This window comes from Actinoplanes sp. ATCC 53533 (genome assembly GCF_003947245.1).
Map to the genome: position 1 here is coordinate 48,571 of NZ_QHHV01000146.1, position 16,006 is coordinate 64,576.

Sequence of the window (16,006 nt, forward strand, 5' to 3'; positions counted from 1 at the left end):
CATCTCTCGCCCGGCGGGGACATATCGCCCCAGCCAGCAGCTCCGTGACAATTCCACTGGGGTAAAAGTGTGATCCATCCGCACCTGGCGGAGATCGGTGGCGACTAACGTAGACTCTAGAGACTTTGCAGGGCCGACGTCGTCCCGACCTTGAACGGAAACACCAGTGACGATCGGAGGCCCGGTGGCTTTTCCGCACCCCCGAAGCGACAACCATGACTCTCGTGGTTTGTACGATCCGGCGCAGGAGCACGACGCGTGTGGCGTGGCCTTCGTGGCCGACCTGCACGGTCGGCGCTCCCATGAGGTGGTCGCCAAGGGACTCTCGGCGCTGATCCGGCTCGACCATCGTGGCGCCCGCGGCGCGGAGCACAACACCGGTGACGGCGCCGGCATCATGATCCAGATCCCGGACGCGTTCCTGCGCGCCGCGGTGGAGTTCGACCTGCCGCCCGCCGGCTCGTACGCGACCGGCCTGGTGTTCCTGCCCAACGACCCGGAGGAGGCCGCCCGCTCGGTGGCGGTCTTCGAGAAGTACGCCCTGGTCGAGGGCGGCGACATCCTGGGCTGGCGGGACGTGCCGGTGGACCCGTCCGGGCTGGGCGAGACCGCCGCGGCGGCCCGCCCGCAGATCCGCCAGGTCTTCCTCGCCGCGCATCGGCTCACCGGCGGCAAGTCCGGCCCGGCCGGCGCCCCGCTGTCCGGCCTCGAGCTGGAGCGGGTCGCGTTCTGCGTCCGCAAGCAGGCCGAGCGGGAGAGCTCGCAGCGCGGCGTCGCGGCATACTTCCCGTCGCTGTCGGCGCGCACCATCACGTACAAGGGCATGCTGACCCCCGACCAGCTGCCGGCTTTCTTCCCGGACCTGAGCGACGACCGGGTGGAGAGCGCGATCGCGCTCGTGCACTCCCGGTTCTCGACCAACACGTTCCCGTCCTGGCCGCTCGCCCACCCGTACAGGTTCATCGCGCACAACGGCGAGATCAACACCATCCGTGGCAACAAGAACTGGATGGCCGCCCGGGAGGCCCTGCTCGCCTCGCCGAACGTGCCCGGCAACATCAAGCGGCTGTTCCCGATCTGCACGCCCGAGGCGTCCGACTCGGCGAACTTCGACGCCGTGCTGGAGCTGCTGCACCTGTCCGGGCGCAGCCTGCCGCACGCCGTGCTGATGATGATCCCGGAGGCCTGGGAGAACGACCTGGCCATGGACCCGGCCCGGCGCGCCTTCTACCGCTTCCACGCCAGCCTGATGGAGCCGTGGGACGGCCCGGCCAGCGTGGCGTTCACCGACGGCAGCATCATCGGCGCCGTGCTCGACCGCAACGGCCTGCGCCCCGGCCGCTGGTGGCACACCAGCGACGGCCTGGTCGTGCTGGGCAGCGAGGCCGGCGTGCTCGACCTCGACCCGGCCACGGTCATCGCGAAGGGCCGGCTGCAGCCGGGCCGGATGTTCCTGGTCGACACCGAGGCCGGCCGGATCGTGCACGACGACGAGATCAAGGCCGGGCTGGCCGCCGCGCAGCCGTACGACGAGTGGCTGCACGCCGGGCTGATCGACCTGCAGGACCTGCCCGCCCGCGAGCACGTCATCTACACCCACGACTCGGTCATGCGCCGCCAGCAGGTCTTCGGCTATTCCGAGGAGGAGCTGAAGATCCTGGTCGCGCCGATGGCCCGGCTCGGCGCGGAGCCGCTCGGCTCGATGGGCACCGACACGCCGATCTCGCCGCTGTCGACCCGCCCGCGGCTGCTGTTCGACTACTTCCACCAGCTCTTCGCCCAGGTCACCAACCCGCCGCTGGACGCCATCCGCGAGGAGCTGGTGACCAGCCTGTCGATGACCATCGGGCCGGAGGGCAACCTGCTCGACCCGGGACCGGCGAGCTGCCGGCAGATCGTGCTGCCGTACCCGATCCTCGACAACGACGACCTCGCCAAGCTGCTCTCCATCGACGAGGACGGCGACCTGCCGGGCTTCAAGGCGGTCCGGGTCTCGGGCCTCTACCCGCTGCGCGACGGCGCCGACGGCATCAAGGCCCGGCTGACCCAGATCTGCCGGCACGTGTCGGAGGCGATCGAAGACGGCGTGCGCATCCTCGTGCTGTCCGACCGCGACTCCAACGCCGACCTCGCGCCGATCCCGTCGCTGCTGCTCACCGCGGCGGTGCACCAGCACCTGGTGCGCGAGCAGACCCGCACGCAGGTGGCGCTCGTCGTGGAGAGCGGCGACTGCCGGGAGGTGCACCACGCGGCCGTGCTGATCGGGTACGGCGCCGCGGCGGTCAACCCGTACCTGGCGTTCGAGACCGTCGACGACCTCATCGCCACCGGCCCGCTGGCGGGCATGGAGTCGAAGAAGGCAGTCAGCAACTACGTCAAGGCGCTCGGCAAGGGCGTCCTGAAGATCATGTCCAAGATGGGCATCTCCACAGTGTCCTCGTACTGCGGTGCGCAGGTGTTCGAGGCGGTCGGTCTCGACAACAAGCTGCTGCAGCGCTACTTCGCCGGCACGTCCGGGCGCATCGGCGGCTCCGGCCTGGCCGAGATCCACGCGGAGGTCGCGGCGCGGCACGCGAAGGCGTACCCGAAGAACCCGGCCGAGCGCAGCCACCGCCGCCTCGAGGTCGGCGGCGAATACCAGTGGCGCCGCGAGGGCGAGGTCCACCTGTTCAACCCGGAGACCGTCTTCCTGCTGCAGCACGCCACCCGCAGCAAGCAGTACGACGTCTTCAAGCAGTACACGGAGAAGGTCGACGGCCTGGCCGCGGCGGCGGGTTCGCTGCGCGGGCTGTTCCGGTTCCGGGACCGGGTGCCGGTCCCGCTGGAGGAGGTCGAGCCCGCCAGCGAGATCGTCAAGCGGTTCGCCACCGGTGCCATGTCGTACGGCTCCATCTCGGCGGAGTCGCACGAGACGCTCGCCATCGCGATGAACCGCCTCGGCGGCAAGTCCAACACCGGCGAGGGCGGCGAGGACGTCGAGCGCCTGTACGACTCCCAGCGCCGCTCGGCGGTCAAGCAGATCGCCTCCGGCCGCTTCGGCGTGACCAGCGAATATCTGGTCAACGCGGACGACCTGCAGATCAAGATGGCGCAGGGCGCGAAGCCCGGCGAGGGCGGCCAGCTGCCCGGCAACAAGGTGTGGCCGTGGATCGCCAAGACCCGGCACGCCACCCCGGGCGTCGGGCTGATCTCGCCCCCGCCGCACCACGACATCTACTCCATCGAGGACCTGGCGCAGCTCGTCCACGACCTCAAGAACGTCAACCCGGCTGCCCGCGTACACGTGAAGCTGGTCAGTGAGATCGGGGTCGGCACCGTCGCGGCGGGCGTGGCCAAGCTCAAGGCCGACGTCATCCTGATCTCCGGCCACGACGGCGGCACCGGCGCCTCCCCGCTAAATTCGCTCAAGCACGCCGGCTCCCCGTGGGAGCTCGGCCTGGCCGAGGCCCAGCAGACGCTGCTGCTCAACAAGCTGCGCGACCGGGTCACCGTGCAGGTCGACGGCCAGCTCAAGACCGGCCGGGACGTCATCATCGCGGCGCTGCTCGGCGCCGAGGAGTTCGGTTTCGCGACCGCGCCGCTGATCGTCTCGGGCTGCATCATGATGCGGGTCTGCCACCTGGACACCTGCCCGGTCGGCATCGCCACCCAGAACCCGGTGCTGCGCGAGCGGTTCACCGGCAAGCCCGAGTTCGTGGAGAATTTCTTCCTGTTCCTCGCCGAGGAGGTCCGCGGCTACCTGGCCGAGCTGGGCTTCCGCACCATCGACGAGGCGATCGGGCACGCCGAGATCCTCGACGTGGTCCCGGCCGTGACGCACTGGAAGGCCAAGGGCCTGGACCTGGCCCCGGTGCTGTACGTGCCGGAGCTGCCCGAGGGCGCCGCCCGCCGCGGCGTCGTCGCCCAGGACCACGGGCTGGAGAAGGCGCTGGACAACGAGCTCATCGCGCTCGCCGCCCCGGCGCTCGACGAGGGCACCGAGGTCCGCGCCGAGGTGACCGTGCGCAACGACCACCGCAGCGTCGGCGCGATGCTCGGCGGCGAGGTCACCCGCCGCTACGGCGGCAACGGCCTGCCCGACGACACCATCTCGTTTACCCTGCGCGGCACCGGCGGCCAGTCGTTCGGCGCGTTCCTGCCGCGCGGCGTGACCCTGCGGCTGATCGGCGACACCAACGACTACGTCGCGAAGGGCCTCTCCGGCGGCCGGGTGATCGTGCGCCCGGACGAGACCGCGCCGTTCGTCGCGGAAGACAACATCATCGCGGGCAACACCATCCTGTACGGCGCCACCGGCGGCGAGGTGTTCCTGCGCGGCCGCGCGGGTGAGCGCTTCGCGGTCCGCAACTCCGGTGCTGCGGCGGTCGTCGAGGGCGTCGGCGACCACGGCTGCGAGTACATGACCGGCGGCACCGTGGTGGTGCTCGGCACCGTCGGGCGCAACTTCGCCGCCGGCATGAGCGGCGGCACCGCGTTCGTGCACCGCCTGGACGCCGCCCGGATCAACCCCGAGCTGGTCGACCTGACCCCGCTCAACGCCGAGGAGCAGGAGCAGTTGCTCACCCTGGTGCGCAAGCACCTCGCCGAGACGGGCTCCGCCGTGGCGGAACGCCTGCTCGCCGACTGGCCGGCCGCGGTGACCGAGTTCACCGCGGTGGTGCCGCGCGACTACAAGCGCGTGATGGAACTGATCAAGACCGCCGAAGCCGCCGGTCGGAACATCGACGAGGCGGTTATGGGGGTTACCCGTGCCTGATCCCAATGGTTTCCTGCGGTACGAGCGGCAGCTGCCGAAGCGCCGCCCGGTGCCGGTGCGCATCCGCGACTGGCGCGAGGTCTATCCGGCCGCGGGCGACGAGCTCATCCGCGACCAGGCGACCCGGTGCATGGACTGCGGCATCCCGTTCTGTCACGAGGGCTGCCCGCTGGGCAACCGGATCCCGGACTGGAACGACCTGGTCCGCACCGGTGCCTGGGACGCGGCGGCGGAGAGCCTGCACGCCACGAACAACTTCCCGGAGTTCACCGGCCGGCTCTGCCCGGCGCCGTGCGAGGCCGCCTGCGTGCTGGGCATCTCCGACGACCCGGTGACCATCAAGCAGGTCGAGGTGGAGATCGCCAACCACGCGTTCGCCACCGGCCTGCGTCCCCAGCCGCCGGCCACCCAGTCCGGCCGCAGCGTCGCCGTCGTCGGCTCCGGCCCCGCCGGGCTGGCCGCCGCGCAGCAGCTGGCCCGGGCCGGCCACGCGGTCACGGTCTACGAGCGCGACGACAAGATCGGCGGCCTGCTCCGCTACGGCATCCCCGACTTCAAGCTGGAGAAGGCCCGGATCGACGAGCGCCTGGCCCAGATGGCGGCCGAGGGCGTGGTGTTCGAGACCGGCGTCAACGTCGGCGTCGACGTCACCGCCGACGACCTGCGGGAACGCTTCGACGCGGTGCTGCTGACCTGCGGCGCCCTGGCCGGCCGGGACGCGACCGAGACACCCGGGCGGCACCTGAACGGCGTGCACCTGGCCATGGAACACCTGGTCCCGGCCAACCGGGTGGTGTCCGGCCAGCAGGAGAGCACGCCGATCGACGCCGCGGGCAAGCACGTGATGATCATCGGTGGCGGCGACACCGGCGCGGACTGCCTCGGCGTCGCACACCGGCAGGGCGCGGCGGGCGTGATCCAGCTCGACCAGTATCCGCTGCCACCCGCCGACCGGGTCGGCGAGCTGCACCCGTGGCCGACCTGGCCGGTCATCCTGCGCAACTACCCGGCCCACGAGGAGGGCGGCGAACGCGTCTTCGGCGTCGCGGTCCAGGAATTCGTCGACGACGGTACGGGCAGCGTCACGGCGGTGCGCGTCGCCGACGTGGTCGTGGAGCGCGTGAACGGGCGCCGTACCGTCACCGTCCAGGAGGGCTCGGAGCGCGACCTGCCCGCCCAGCTGGTGCTGCTGGCGATCGGCTTCGACGGCACCGAGCCGCAGCCGCTGCTGGAGCAGTTCGGGGTGACCCGCAACGGCCGCGGCTCGGTCGACGCCGGCGACGACTGGCAGACCGGCGCGAAGGGCGTGTTCGTCGCGGGCGACATGCACCGGGGCGCCTCGCTGATCGTCTGGGCGATCGCCGAGGGCCGGGCCGCCGCCGCGGCGATCCACACCTACCTGGGTGGCTTCGGCGAGCTGCCGGCGCCGGTACGCCCGTCGTCGCAGCCGCTGGCCGCGGCCCACTGAGTTCGACTTCGTGCGGAGGGGGCGGGCTTTCGGGTCCGCCCCGCCGTTTGCGCTAGGCCGCCTCGCGCAGGCCGTGCCCCGCGTCTGACTGCGCCGCGAGGTGCAGCAGCCGCTGCCGGGCCGCCGCGCTCTCCAGCGCCTGCTCCCGTTCGGCGCGGTCCAGCACCCGCCGCCGCTTCGTGGCCGACCACCAGAGCCCGCCCGTGCACTCCCGGAACGCCATCGTCACACCTCCAAGACCGCCGCCAAAACAACTGGCTGCTGTCAACACGTGACAACGCGTGCATGGGTTCATTTCGTCTAGCACGGGTTGAGTGCTGCGGCCTACCCCGTCTGCCCGCGAGGGCATGGCAGCGCCCGATAAGCTGACGATGATCGCGGTCGCTGAAGCCCGCCGACGCCGGCCCGGAACCTCGCGGGGCGTCGCCCACTAGCAGTTCATCACCATGACGGGGGTCGGCCATCGGGCCGATCCGAAAGAGAGACTAGCCTGATGGCTGTGACACGCCGCGCAAAGATCGTCTGCACTATGGGTCCCGCCACCGCCTCCCCCGAGCGCATGCTCGGACTGGTCGAGGCCGGCATGGACGTCGCCCGGCTGAACTTCAGCCACGGCAGCCACGAGGACCACCGCCAGATCTACGACATGGTCCGCAACGCCGCCCGGGAAACCGGCCGCGCCGTCGCCGTCCTCGCCGACCTGCAGGGCCCCAAGATCCGGCTCGGCCGCTTCGCCAACGGCCCGCACCTGTGGAACACCGGCGATGTCGTCACCATCACCAGCGACGACATCCTCGGCACCCCCGACCGGGTCAGCTGCACCTACGCCAAGCTGCCCCAGGAGGTCAAGGTCGGCGACCGGCTCCTGATCGACGACGGCAAGGTCGCCGTCGAGGTCTCCGCCGTCGAGGGCAACGACATCCGCTGCCTGGTCATCGAGGGCGGCCCGGTCAGCAACAACAAGGGCGTCTCGCTGCCCAACGTCGCCGTCAGCGTGCCCGCGATGAGCGAAAAGGACGAGGAGGACCTGCGTTTCGCGCTCGGCCTCGGCGTCGACCTGATCGCCCTGTCGTTCGTCCGCTCGCCCGACGACATCAAGCTGGTCCACCAGATCATGGCCGAGGAGGGCACGACCCTCCCCGTCATCGCCAAGGTGGAAAAGCCGGAAGCCGTGGTCCACCTGGAAGCGATCGTGCTGGCCTTCGACGGCGTCATGGTCGCCCGCGGCGACCTCGGCGTCGAGCTGCCGCTCGACCAGGTTCCCCTGGTGCAGAAGCGGGCCGTGCAGCTCTGCCGCGAGAACGCCAAGCCGGTCATCGTCGCCACCCAGATGCTCGACTCGATGATCGAAAATTCCCGCCCGACCCGTGCGGAGGCCTCCGACGTCGCCAACGCCGTCCTCGACGGCGCCGACGCGGTGATGCTCTCCGGCGAGACCTCGGTCGGCAAGTATCCGGTCCTCACCGTCAGCACGATGGCGAAGATCGTCACCACCACCGAGAGCGGCGACTTCGGCGTCCCGGTCCTGCAGCACGACCCGCGCACCCACAGCGGCGCGCTGACCGTCGCCGCCAGCCGGATCGCCCGCAACATCGGCGCCAAGGCCCTGGTCGCGTTCTCCCAGACCGGCGACACCGTCCGCCGCCTCTCCCGGCTGCACTGCGAGCTCCCGCTGCTCGCGTTCACCCCGGTGCCCGAGGTCCGCGACCAGCTCGCCCTCTCCTGGGGCGTCGAGACGTTCCTGACGGACTTCGTCGAGCACACCGACGACATGTTCCGCCAGGTCGACCAGAGCCTGCTCGGCCTCGGCCTCGCCAAGCCGGGCGAATACGTCGTGGTCGTGGCGGGCAGCCCGCCGAACGCGCCCGGCTCCACCAACACCCTGCGCGTGCACCAGCTCGGCTCGCTCGTCGACCCGGCCACGGTGACCGAGGCCAAGTGAGCGCACCGCTGACGGGACAGGCCGCCGTCGACCAGCTGCTCGAGGTCCTCGACCTCAAGCAGGTCGACGCGGCCACGTTCCGGGGCGAAAGCCCTCAGGTCGGCGCCCAGCGGGTCTTCGGCGGCCAGGTCGCCGGCCAGGCCCTGGTGGCGGCGGGCCGCACCGTCGACCCGGAACGCCACGTGCACTCCCTGCACGGCTACTTCGTGCGCCCGGGCGACCCGACGGTCCCGATCGACTTCACCGTCGAGAAGATCCGCGACGGCCGCTCCTTCTCGGTCCGCCGCTCCACGGCGCAGCAGCACGGCCGCACGATCTTCTTCATGTCGGCGTCCTTCCAGGTCACCGAGCAGGGCCTGGACCACCACACACCCCCGCCGCAGGGCGTGCCGGGCCCGGCCGAGACCCGCACGATGCTCGACTGGCTGGCCCAATACCCGGAACGCGCGGCCGCGTTCAAATCGGCCCCGCAGGCGGTCGACATCCGGTACGTGGCCACCCCCGGCTGGGTCCCACCGGGCGACCGCGACGCCGCCGACGAGCAACGCGTCTGGATGCGCATCAACGGCAAACTCCCGGACGACCCACTGATCCACGCCTGCGCCCTGGCCTACGCCTCGGACCTGTCGCTGCTCGACTCGGTCCTGTCGATGCACGGCGAGGTCTGGGGGCCCGGCGGGGTGATCGGCGCCAGCCTGGACCACGCGCTGTGGCTGCACCGCCCGTTCCGCGCCGACGAATGGTTCCTCTACGACTGCACAAGCCCGTCGGCGAGCGGGAGCAGGGGACTGGCCAGCGGGCGCATGTTCACCGAGGACGGCCGGCACATCGCCAGCGCGGTCCAGGAAGGCCTGCTGCGCCGCGTCGGCGCCTGAGCCTCCGCCGGTTGTTTTCGCACGGCCTTCGCTTGGCCGGCTGGGTTCGCTCGGCCGGCGCGGCTGGCCTGGTTTCACTGGGTGCGGCTTGGTTTCGCCGGGCGGGTTGGCCGGGCGGAGTTGGTTTCGCCGGGCGGGTTGGCCGGGTTTCGCCGGGCGACGGGATGAGAGAGCCCCGCCGGTGCGGGACCCCGGCCCGGCGACTGGCCGTTCAGCGGGTCCCGCCACCAGCGGGGCAGGGGAGAGCTTTCAGTCCACCGGCCGGTTGCGCGTGATGATCGACGTGTCGTCCATGCCCGGCGTGGCCGCCTCGCCCACCCGCGCCGCCCCGTCCAGCAGCGACAACGATGTGTCGTCGGACACCTGCGCCTGCCGCTGGGTAGCCGCCAGGGACTCCTCCGCCTCCGGCTGCTCCGCGCCCTCGGCCGTGTCGGGCACCTCGACGTACTCCTCCGCCGCGGCCCGCGCGGACGCGCCCGGCACCGCAGCACCGGTGACCCCGGCCAGCGCCAGCATCGCGTCGAGATCGGCGGTCGTCCGCAACACCTCGTCGTGGAAGCTGCCGGTCGGCCCGCCCTGCGGGACGTGCGCCTGTGCCCGTACCGGCGGGGAAGCCGGCGCCGAAAGATCCGACAGCGCCGCACCCGATGCCTTCGGCGCCGCTCGGTGCCGCGGCCCCGGTCCCCGCTGCGATCCGGACTCGAAATCGGTCAGCCCGGCCGAATAGCCGGCCACGCCGACGGCCCGCTCCGGCGTCAGCTCCAGCAGCCGCCCCGCCCGCGCGGCGACCGAGGCCTCCCGCAACCGCAGCGCGGCGACCAGATCGGCGACCCCGCGGGTCAGCGCCGCCCCGCCGAGCACCACGACCACCAACTCCGGCGTCCGCACGAACGAACTGGCCGAGAAGAACCCCAGCCCGGTCTCCGCCACGCCGACCACCATGAGCAGGCCCCAGATCCGGTCCGACTCCCGCGTCAGCATCGAGATCGCGATGTCCGCCGCGCCCCGCACCAGCAGATACCAGCCGATCAGCGCGGCCGGCGTGGTCCACGAACTGCCGTCGTCCCGCAGCATGATCACGCCGGTGGCGGCGAACAGCGCGGTCATTCCGGCGTTCAGCCACCAGGTCCGGGTGCCGGCCAGCGCGCGCACGGCCTCGGTCACGGCACCGAACAGAATGACCGGCCCGGCCACCTTCACGAGGTCGGCGGGCTCCAGCCGCAGCACGCTCCAGGCGATCGCCAGCCACGCCACACCCGCGAACAGAAGAAACCCCCACATCCCGTCGCGGACGACGGTCAGGGGCGACGAGCCGGACCACAACATGGAGCCTCCTGGCAGTGCTGGTACTGCCATGACAACACCAGTGAGTCCGGCAAACCGGTCTTTCCCGGAAATGCCCACGCGCCGGCCGGCTGTCTGCCACACCGTCACCCTGAGGGTTACCGGCCACCGCATCAGTGCTTCGGTCCCACGTATTGGTCCAGCGCACGGACGTCATCGCGGCGGGCGACCGACAGCAGGTTGCGCCGGCACATCCGCCAGCCCAGTCCGAGTTGATCCAGCGACTCCTGGCAGAGCGCCATGATGTCGGCTGATTCGTTGGAGAACATGTACCTCGGATAGCGATACGTTCGTCCGGCCCGCACCACCTTGTTGGTCACGCGACAGCCGTCGGAGTGAAATAGACCCCGCAGGAAGGATCCGGGATTGGCGTCGACTATCGGCTGCTGCCAATCCGTGAGGTGAATGGCCCGCTCGTGTTTTCGCCCGGGCCCGTGCTGAGGCAGGAGGCAGGGCCAGTGGTTGGAATAACTCTGCACGTTGACGCTCCCGGCCTGCCGCACCCGCTGTACCTTTCTCGCCAGGACCGCGAGCATCGCTGTCTCGCACTGCGCGATCAGGCCTGGCCACGTGGCCGTGCAGGAGACGCGCAGCACGGGAACCTTGGCGCTGGTGACCAAGTGGCCGTCGCCGAGGTAGAGACCGAGGAGGTAGGAATAGCTTTCCTGATCTCCCGGAAACCGGGGAACCGGTTGACAGCGGGGGCATCGCAGCGGCTCGGGAGCACGCATCAGCCGCCGCCTGGCGCGCTCACCGTAGAACCAATGCGCGACAGTGCCACGGGGCAGCCCGATCGCTTTGCAGACCTCACCGAAAGGAATGCCGGCGGCCATCATCGCTGTCGCGCGTTCGCGTATGTGAGGCGGATGCACCTGGAGATTATCGAACAGGGGTACGACAAGTTTCATTGGTGCCGGGGACGGGATTCGAACCCGCATGTCCTTTCGAACAGATGATTTTGAGTCATCCGCGTCAGCCGATTGCGCCACCCCGGCATGCCCGGGTCTGGTCGTGACAAGGTCACTCTGACCCGAGCAGGTCGAAGCTTACCCACTACGCTGAGGGTGGTGGCACCCAGATACCCGGGTGTCGCGACATCGGGAGCGTTGGGGGTAGGGGTTCGTGGCCGACACGCAGGCGGGTGCCGAGCGCAGGCGGGTGCTGATCGCCGAGGACGAGGCGCTCATCCGGCTGGACCTGGCCGAGATGCTCGTGGAGGAGGGCTACGACGTCGTCGGCGAGGCCGGCGACGGCGAGACCGCCGTACGGCTGGCCGAGGATCTGACGCCGGACCTGGTCATCCTCGACATCAAGATGCCGATCATGGATGGCCTGGCGGCCGCGGAGCGGATCGCCGCCAAGCGGATCGCGCCGGTCGTGATCCTGACCGCGTTCAGCCAGCGCGACCTGGTCGAGCGCGCCCGCGCCGCCGGCGCGATGGCATACCTGGTGAAGCCGTTCCAGAAGTCGGACCTGGTGCCGGCGATCGAGATCGCCCTCTCCCGGTATTCGGAGGTCTCCGCGCTGGAGTCCGAGGTCGCGAGCCTGACCGACCGGCTGGAGACCCGCAAGTCGGTGGAGCGCGCCAAGGGCGAGCTGATGACGAAATACTCGATGACCGAGCCGCAGGCGTTCAAGTGGATCCAGCGCACCGCGATGGACCACCGGATGACGATGCGTGAGGTCGCCGACCGGATTCTCGCGGAGGGCGAGGAGCCCTCCGGCACGCCCGTGCCATGACCGGATGACCACTGAGAACTGCCTGTTTGTTACACGTTCTCCGGCGGGGGATCACCGGACGTAACGGTTCGGTGAATGCCCGTGCGAACACTTACTACGGTGCCGGATCGTGGGATAGCGTCCGGCCCCATGACGGGCGCAGTTGTGTCGTGCCGGTGCGCAAGTGCCAATCGACCGGCGGTGGCTCGGTGGGTTCGGTATGGAGGAGGGTTCCAACCTTGAGGCAGGTTCTCGCACGTGCCATCGGCGGGTTGGCCGTTATCGGCCTCATCGCCGGTGCTGCTGCTTGCAACAGCGACAGCGGCAGTGATGACACGGCCAGTGGCAACTGCGGCTACAAGCTCGCGTTCTTTGGCGCCCTGACGGGGTCTTCGGCGAACCTCGGTGTCAACATCGAGCAGGGCTTCGAGCTCGCGATCAACCAGTTCAACGAGAAGAAGGGCTCCACCTGTATCGAGGTGGCGAAGTTCGACTCTCAGGGCGAGCCGGGCGTGGCGCCCGGTGTGGCCCGTAACCTGGTCGCCGACAAGAAGATCCTGGGCATCGTCGGCCCGCCGTTCTCGGGTGAGTCCGAGGCCGCAGTGCCGATCTTCGAGGCCGCCGGCATCCCGTCGGTCTCCCCGTCGGCGACGCGGGTCTCGCTGACGGCGAACGGCTGGAAGACGTTCCACCGCGCGGTCGCGAACGACGACGCGCAGGGCCCGGCCGCGGCCAACTACATCAAGGACGTCATGAAGGCCACGAAGGTCTTCGTGGCGAACGACCAGTCCGCGTACGGCGCTGGCCTGTCCGAGGTCGTCGAGAAGACCCTCGGCACCGCAGTGGTCGCCAAGGACAAGACCGAGGCCGACGGCAAGCAGACCGACTTCTCGGCGCTGGTGCAGAAGGTCGTCTCCTCGCAGGCGACCGTGCTGTTCTACGGCGGCTACTACCAGAACGCCGGCCTGATCCGGAAGGCGCTGAGCACGGCCGGCTGGAAGGGCGTTCTCGTCGGCGGCGACGGCATGAAGGACCCGGGCCTGGCCAAGGCCGCGGGCAACGCCGCCGCGACCGGCACCATCGTGACCTGCCCGTGCTCCCCGCCGGAGAAGGCCGGTGGCACGTTCGTCACCGACTACAAGGCGAAGTGGAACGTCGACGCCGGTACCTACAGCGACGTCGCGTTCGACGCGGCCAACCTGCTGCTGCAGGGCATCGACGCCGGCAACAACACTCCGGAGAAGCTCAACACCTACCTGTCGACGGTGGAGTACAAGGGCATCGCCAACACCTACAAGTTCACCGACAAGGGTGAGCTGGACCCCAAGTTCATCAAGGTGTGGACGTTCAAGTTCGACGCGACGGGCAACAACATCGCGGACCAAGAGGTTCCGACCGCCTGAAAAGACTGAGTAACTTTTCGTAGGGCCGGTGTGGCCGGATGATCTCCGGCCGCACCGACCTTCTCGTTTCAGGAGCCCCTTGTGAACTTCTCCGGTCTGATCCAGGACTTCGGGCCGCTCACGATCACGGGCCTGGCCCAGGGCGCGATCATCGCGCTGTTCGCCCTGGGCTACACCCTGGTCTACGGCGTTCTCCGCCTGATCAACTTCGCGCACTCCGAGGTCTTCCTGATCGGTTCGTACGCCTGCCTCATCGTCTGGGGCTTCTTCGGACTCGACCAGAACTCGGCTACCCCTTCTGTTCTCGGCGTCATCGGCCTGTTGTCACTGGGACTGGTGGCGGCGATCGTCCTTTCCGGACTCACCGCGCTCACTGTGGAACTGGTGGCCTACCGGCCGCTGCGGAAGCGCAACGCGCCGCCGCTGGCGTTCCTCATCACGGCGATCGGTGCCTCGCTGTTCATTTCCGAGACTGTCGGCGTCATGACCCAGCGCAACATCAAGGGTGTGCCGCCGCTGATCCAACCGCGTGACGTCTTCGTGATCGGCAACATGCATGTGACGAATCTGCAGATTCTGATCATCGTGCTGGCGCTCGTGATGATGTTCCTGCTGGATCGCTTCATCAACCGCTCGAGGCTGGGCCGGGGCATCCGCGCGGTGGCGCAGAACCCGGACAGCGCGGCGCTGATGGGCGTGAACAAGAGCCGCGTCATCTCCCTGGTCTTCCTGTTGGGCGGCCTGATGGCCGGTATCGCGGCGGTGATGTACGACCTGAAGATCGGTGTCACGCGCTTCGACGCCGGCTTCCTGCTGGGCATCGAGGCGTTCACCGCGGCGGTGCTGGGTGGTATCGGCAACCTGCGCGGCGCGCTGGTGGGCGGCCTGCTGCTGGGCGTGCTGCAGAACTACGCGGCGTCGCTGTTCGGCACCGAGTGGCTGCACGCGGCGTCGTTCGTGCTGCTCGTGTTGATCCTGCTGGTCCGCCCGACGGGCCTGCTGGGCGAGTCTCTCGGGAGGGCAAGGGCATGACAACCGAGGCGACGGGTTCCGGATCGGCGCAGCAGGCTGCGCCCGAGAAGAAGAACTGGAAGTCGAACGGCGGCGCGCGCGGCTGGTACAGCCGGCAGCCCGTGGTGGTACGGGCCGTGCTGGCCGTGGTCTTCGCGGGGCTGGCGTTCCTGCTGCCGTACGTGGGCGAGATCCCGCTGATCGGCCCGCAGATCGTGACGCAGGGCATCGACTGGCCGAGCGCGCTGTTCAACATGGCGTACTACGTGCTGCTGGCGCTGGGCCTGAACGTGGTGGTCGGCTTCGCGGGTCTGCTCGACCTGGGTTACGTCGGCTTCTTCGCGGTGGGCGCCTACACGACCGCCCTGCTGTCCTCGCCGGACAGTGTGCTGAAGACCGAGTGGGGCTGGCTGGCGACGGTGCCGATCGCCCTGGCGGTCGCGATGCTCTCCGGCCTGGTCCTGGGCTGGCCGACGCTGCGGCTGCGCGGCGACTATCTGGCCATCGTGACGCTGGGCTTCGCCGAGATCATCCGGATCGTGGCGACGAGCACCGAGACGCTGCGTGGTGACCGGGGCTTCTCGGACATCCCGCACCCCCCGGGTGAGTTCGCCGACGGTAAGCCGATCTTCGGTGTGGCCGACGCGGTGCCGTACTACTGGCTCGGTCTTGGCGTGATCATCCTGGTCATTCTCGGCGTCCGGAACCTGGACCGCAGCCGGGTGGGCCGGTCCTGGCTGGCGATCCGCGAGGATGAGGAAGCCGCCGAGATCATGGGCGTGCGGACGATCAAGTACAAGCTGTGGGCGTTCGCGATCGGCGCGTTCATCGGCGGCCTGGGCGGCGTGATGTTCGCCGGGCAGCAGGGGTTCATGAACTCGCAGACGTTCGTCCTGCAGTTCTCGATCCTGGTGCTCGCGGGCGTGGTCATGGGTGGTTCCGGCAACATCGCCGGTGCGATCCTCGGCGGCGCGCTGATCTCGTACATCCCGGACCGGCTGCGCGGTATCGAGGACCCGATCTGGCACACCGACCTGTTCGGTTTCCGGTTCGCCATCTTCGGTGCGGTGATCATCGCGATCATGATCTTCCGGCCGCAGGGCCTGATCCCGAGCCGGCGCCGCGCGATGGAGCTCAAGGACCGAGCGAAGGAGGTGGCTCCCATTGAGTGAGCCGCACATCGAGACGCCGCAGCAGGCCGACGAGGCCAATGCGCGTCCTGTCGACCGGCCCATCCCGACGGGCAAGGTCGTCGAGGAGACGCCGACCGCACCCGCCGGTGACGTCCTGCTCGAGGTCGACAACGTGACGCTGCGCTTCGGTGGTGTCGTCGCGCTCAACGAGGTCAGTTTCAGCCTGCGCAAGGGTGAGATCTTCGGTCTGATCGGCCCGAACGGTGCCGGCAAGACCACCTGCTTCAACGCGATGACCGGTGTCTACCGGCCGACCAGCGGCGGCATCCGGTTCCGCGGTGAGTCGATCGTCGGC

12 protein-coding genes and 1 tRNA gene are annotated in these 16,006 nt (G+C 69.6%); 9 read left to right on the plus strand and 4 right to left on the minus strand.

The features are described 5' to 3' along the window. Nucleotides 1-166 precede the first annotated feature (166 nt). Together gltB and DMB66_RS39945 are read left to right on the plus strand one after the other, a co-directional pair. Nucleotides 167-4,756, plus strand: a complete 4,590-nt coding sequence (gltB, locus tag DMB66_RS39940; RefSeq protein WP_370320125.1) for a glutamate synthase large subunit — start codon at nucleotides 167-169, stop codon at nucleotides 4,754-4,756. Next, nucleotides 4,749-6,224, plus strand: a complete 1,476-nt coding sequence (locus DMB66_RS39945; RefSeq protein ID WP_125809322.1) for a glutamate synthase subunit beta — start codon at nucleotides 4,749-4,751, stop codon at nucleotides 6,222-6,224. Before gltB ends, DMB66_RS39945 begins: the two co-directional genes overlap by 8 nt. A gap of 52 nt (nucleotides 6,225-6,276) precedes the next feature. On the opposite strand, the gene DMB66_RS61685 is transcribed toward DMB66_RS39945, so the two are convergent. Continuing rightward, on the minus strand, nucleotides 6,277-6,447 hold the full coding sequence (locus tag DMB66_RS61685; RefSeq protein ID WP_158647527.1) for a hypothetical protein: 171 nt from the start codon (nucleotides 6,445-6,447) through the stop codon (nucleotides 6,277-6,279). 270 nt (nucleotides 6,448-6,717) lie between these two features. Here DMB66_RS61685 and pyk point away from each other — a divergent pair, with 270 nt between their 5' ends. Both pyk and DMB66_RS39955 read left to right on the plus strand, forming a co-directional pair. Then, nucleotides 6,718-8,166, plus strand: a complete 1,449-nt coding sequence (gene pyk, locus DMB66_RS39950; protein ID WP_125809323.1) for a pyruvate kinase — start codon at nucleotides 6,718-6,720, stop codon at nucleotides 8,164-8,166. Continuing rightward, the gene (locus DMB66_RS39955; RefSeq protein ID WP_125809324.1) at nucleotides 8,163-9,041 is read left to right on the plus strand and encodes an acyl-CoA thioesterase II; all 879 of its coding nucleotides are present in this window, start codon (nucleotides 8,163-8,165) and stop codon (nucleotides 9,039-9,041) included. Before pyk ends, DMB66_RS39955 begins: the two co-directional genes overlap by 4 nt. A 249-nt stretch (nucleotides 9,042-9,290) precedes the next feature. Here DMB66_RS39955 and DMB66_RS39960 read toward each other — a convergent pair whose 3' ends face one another. The 3 genes from DMB66_RS39960 to DMB66_RS39970 all read right to left on the minus strand — a co-directional run bounded on the left by DMB66_RS39960 (nucleotide 9,291) and on the right by DMB66_RS39970 (nucleotide 11,380). Next, nucleotides 9,291-10,367 (minus strand): HdeD family acid-resistance protein, encoded by a 1,077-nt coding sequence (locus DMB66_RS39960; RefSeq protein WP_125809325.1) that lies wholly within the window; start codon nucleotides 10,365-10,367, stop codon nucleotides 9,291-9,293. 131 nt (nucleotides 10,368-10,498) lie between these two features. Beyond that, nucleotides 10,499-11,293 (minus strand): transcriptional regulator, encoded by a 795-nt coding sequence (locus tag DMB66_RS39965; protein WP_125809326.1) that lies wholly within the window; start codon nucleotides 11,291-11,293, stop codon nucleotides 10,499-10,501. Further along, nucleotides 11,294-11,380: transfer RNA gene (locus DMB66_RS39970), tRNA-Leu, on the minus strand. A 127-nt stretch (nucleotides 11,381-11,507) separates the two neighbouring features. Between DMB66_RS39970 and DMB66_RS39975 the strand changes: the two genes are divergently transcribed. The 5 genes from DMB66_RS39975 to DMB66_RS39995 form a co-directional block, all read left to right on the plus strand. Continuing rightward, entirely contained in the window at nucleotides 11,508-12,125 is a 618-nt protein-coding gene (locus DMB66_RS39975; RefSeq protein ID WP_125809327.1) for an ANTAR domain-containing response regulator, read from the plus strand. A 251-nt stretch (nucleotides 12,126-12,376) separates the two neighbouring features. After that, nucleotides 12,377-13,507, plus strand: coding sequence for a branched-chain amino acid ABC transporter substrate-binding protein (locus DMB66_RS39980; RefSeq protein WP_233625173.1), 1,131 nt, complete (start codon nucleotides 12,377-12,379; stop codon nucleotides 13,505-13,507). A gap of 81 nt (nucleotides 13,508-13,588) precedes the next feature. Beyond that, the gene (locus tag DMB66_RS39985) at nucleotides 13,589-14,539 is read left to right on the plus strand and encodes a branched-chain amino acid ABC transporter permease (RefSeq protein WP_125809329.1); all 951 of its coding nucleotides are present in this window, start codon (nucleotides 13,589-13,591) and stop codon (nucleotides 14,537-14,539) included. After that, nucleotides 14,536-15,690, plus strand: a complete 1,155-nt coding sequence (locus DMB66_RS39990; protein WP_199752898.1) for a branched-chain amino acid ABC transporter permease — start codon at nucleotides 14,536-14,538, stop codon at nucleotides 15,688-15,690. Before DMB66_RS39985 ends, DMB66_RS39990 begins: the two co-directional genes overlap by 4 nt. Before the next feature lie 61 nt (nucleotides 15,691-15,751). Continuing rightward, the coding region (locus tag DMB66_RS39995) for an ATP-binding cassette domain-containing protein (RefSeq protein WP_125809336.1) at nucleotides 15,752-16,006 on the plus strand (255 nt) is incomplete at its 3' end.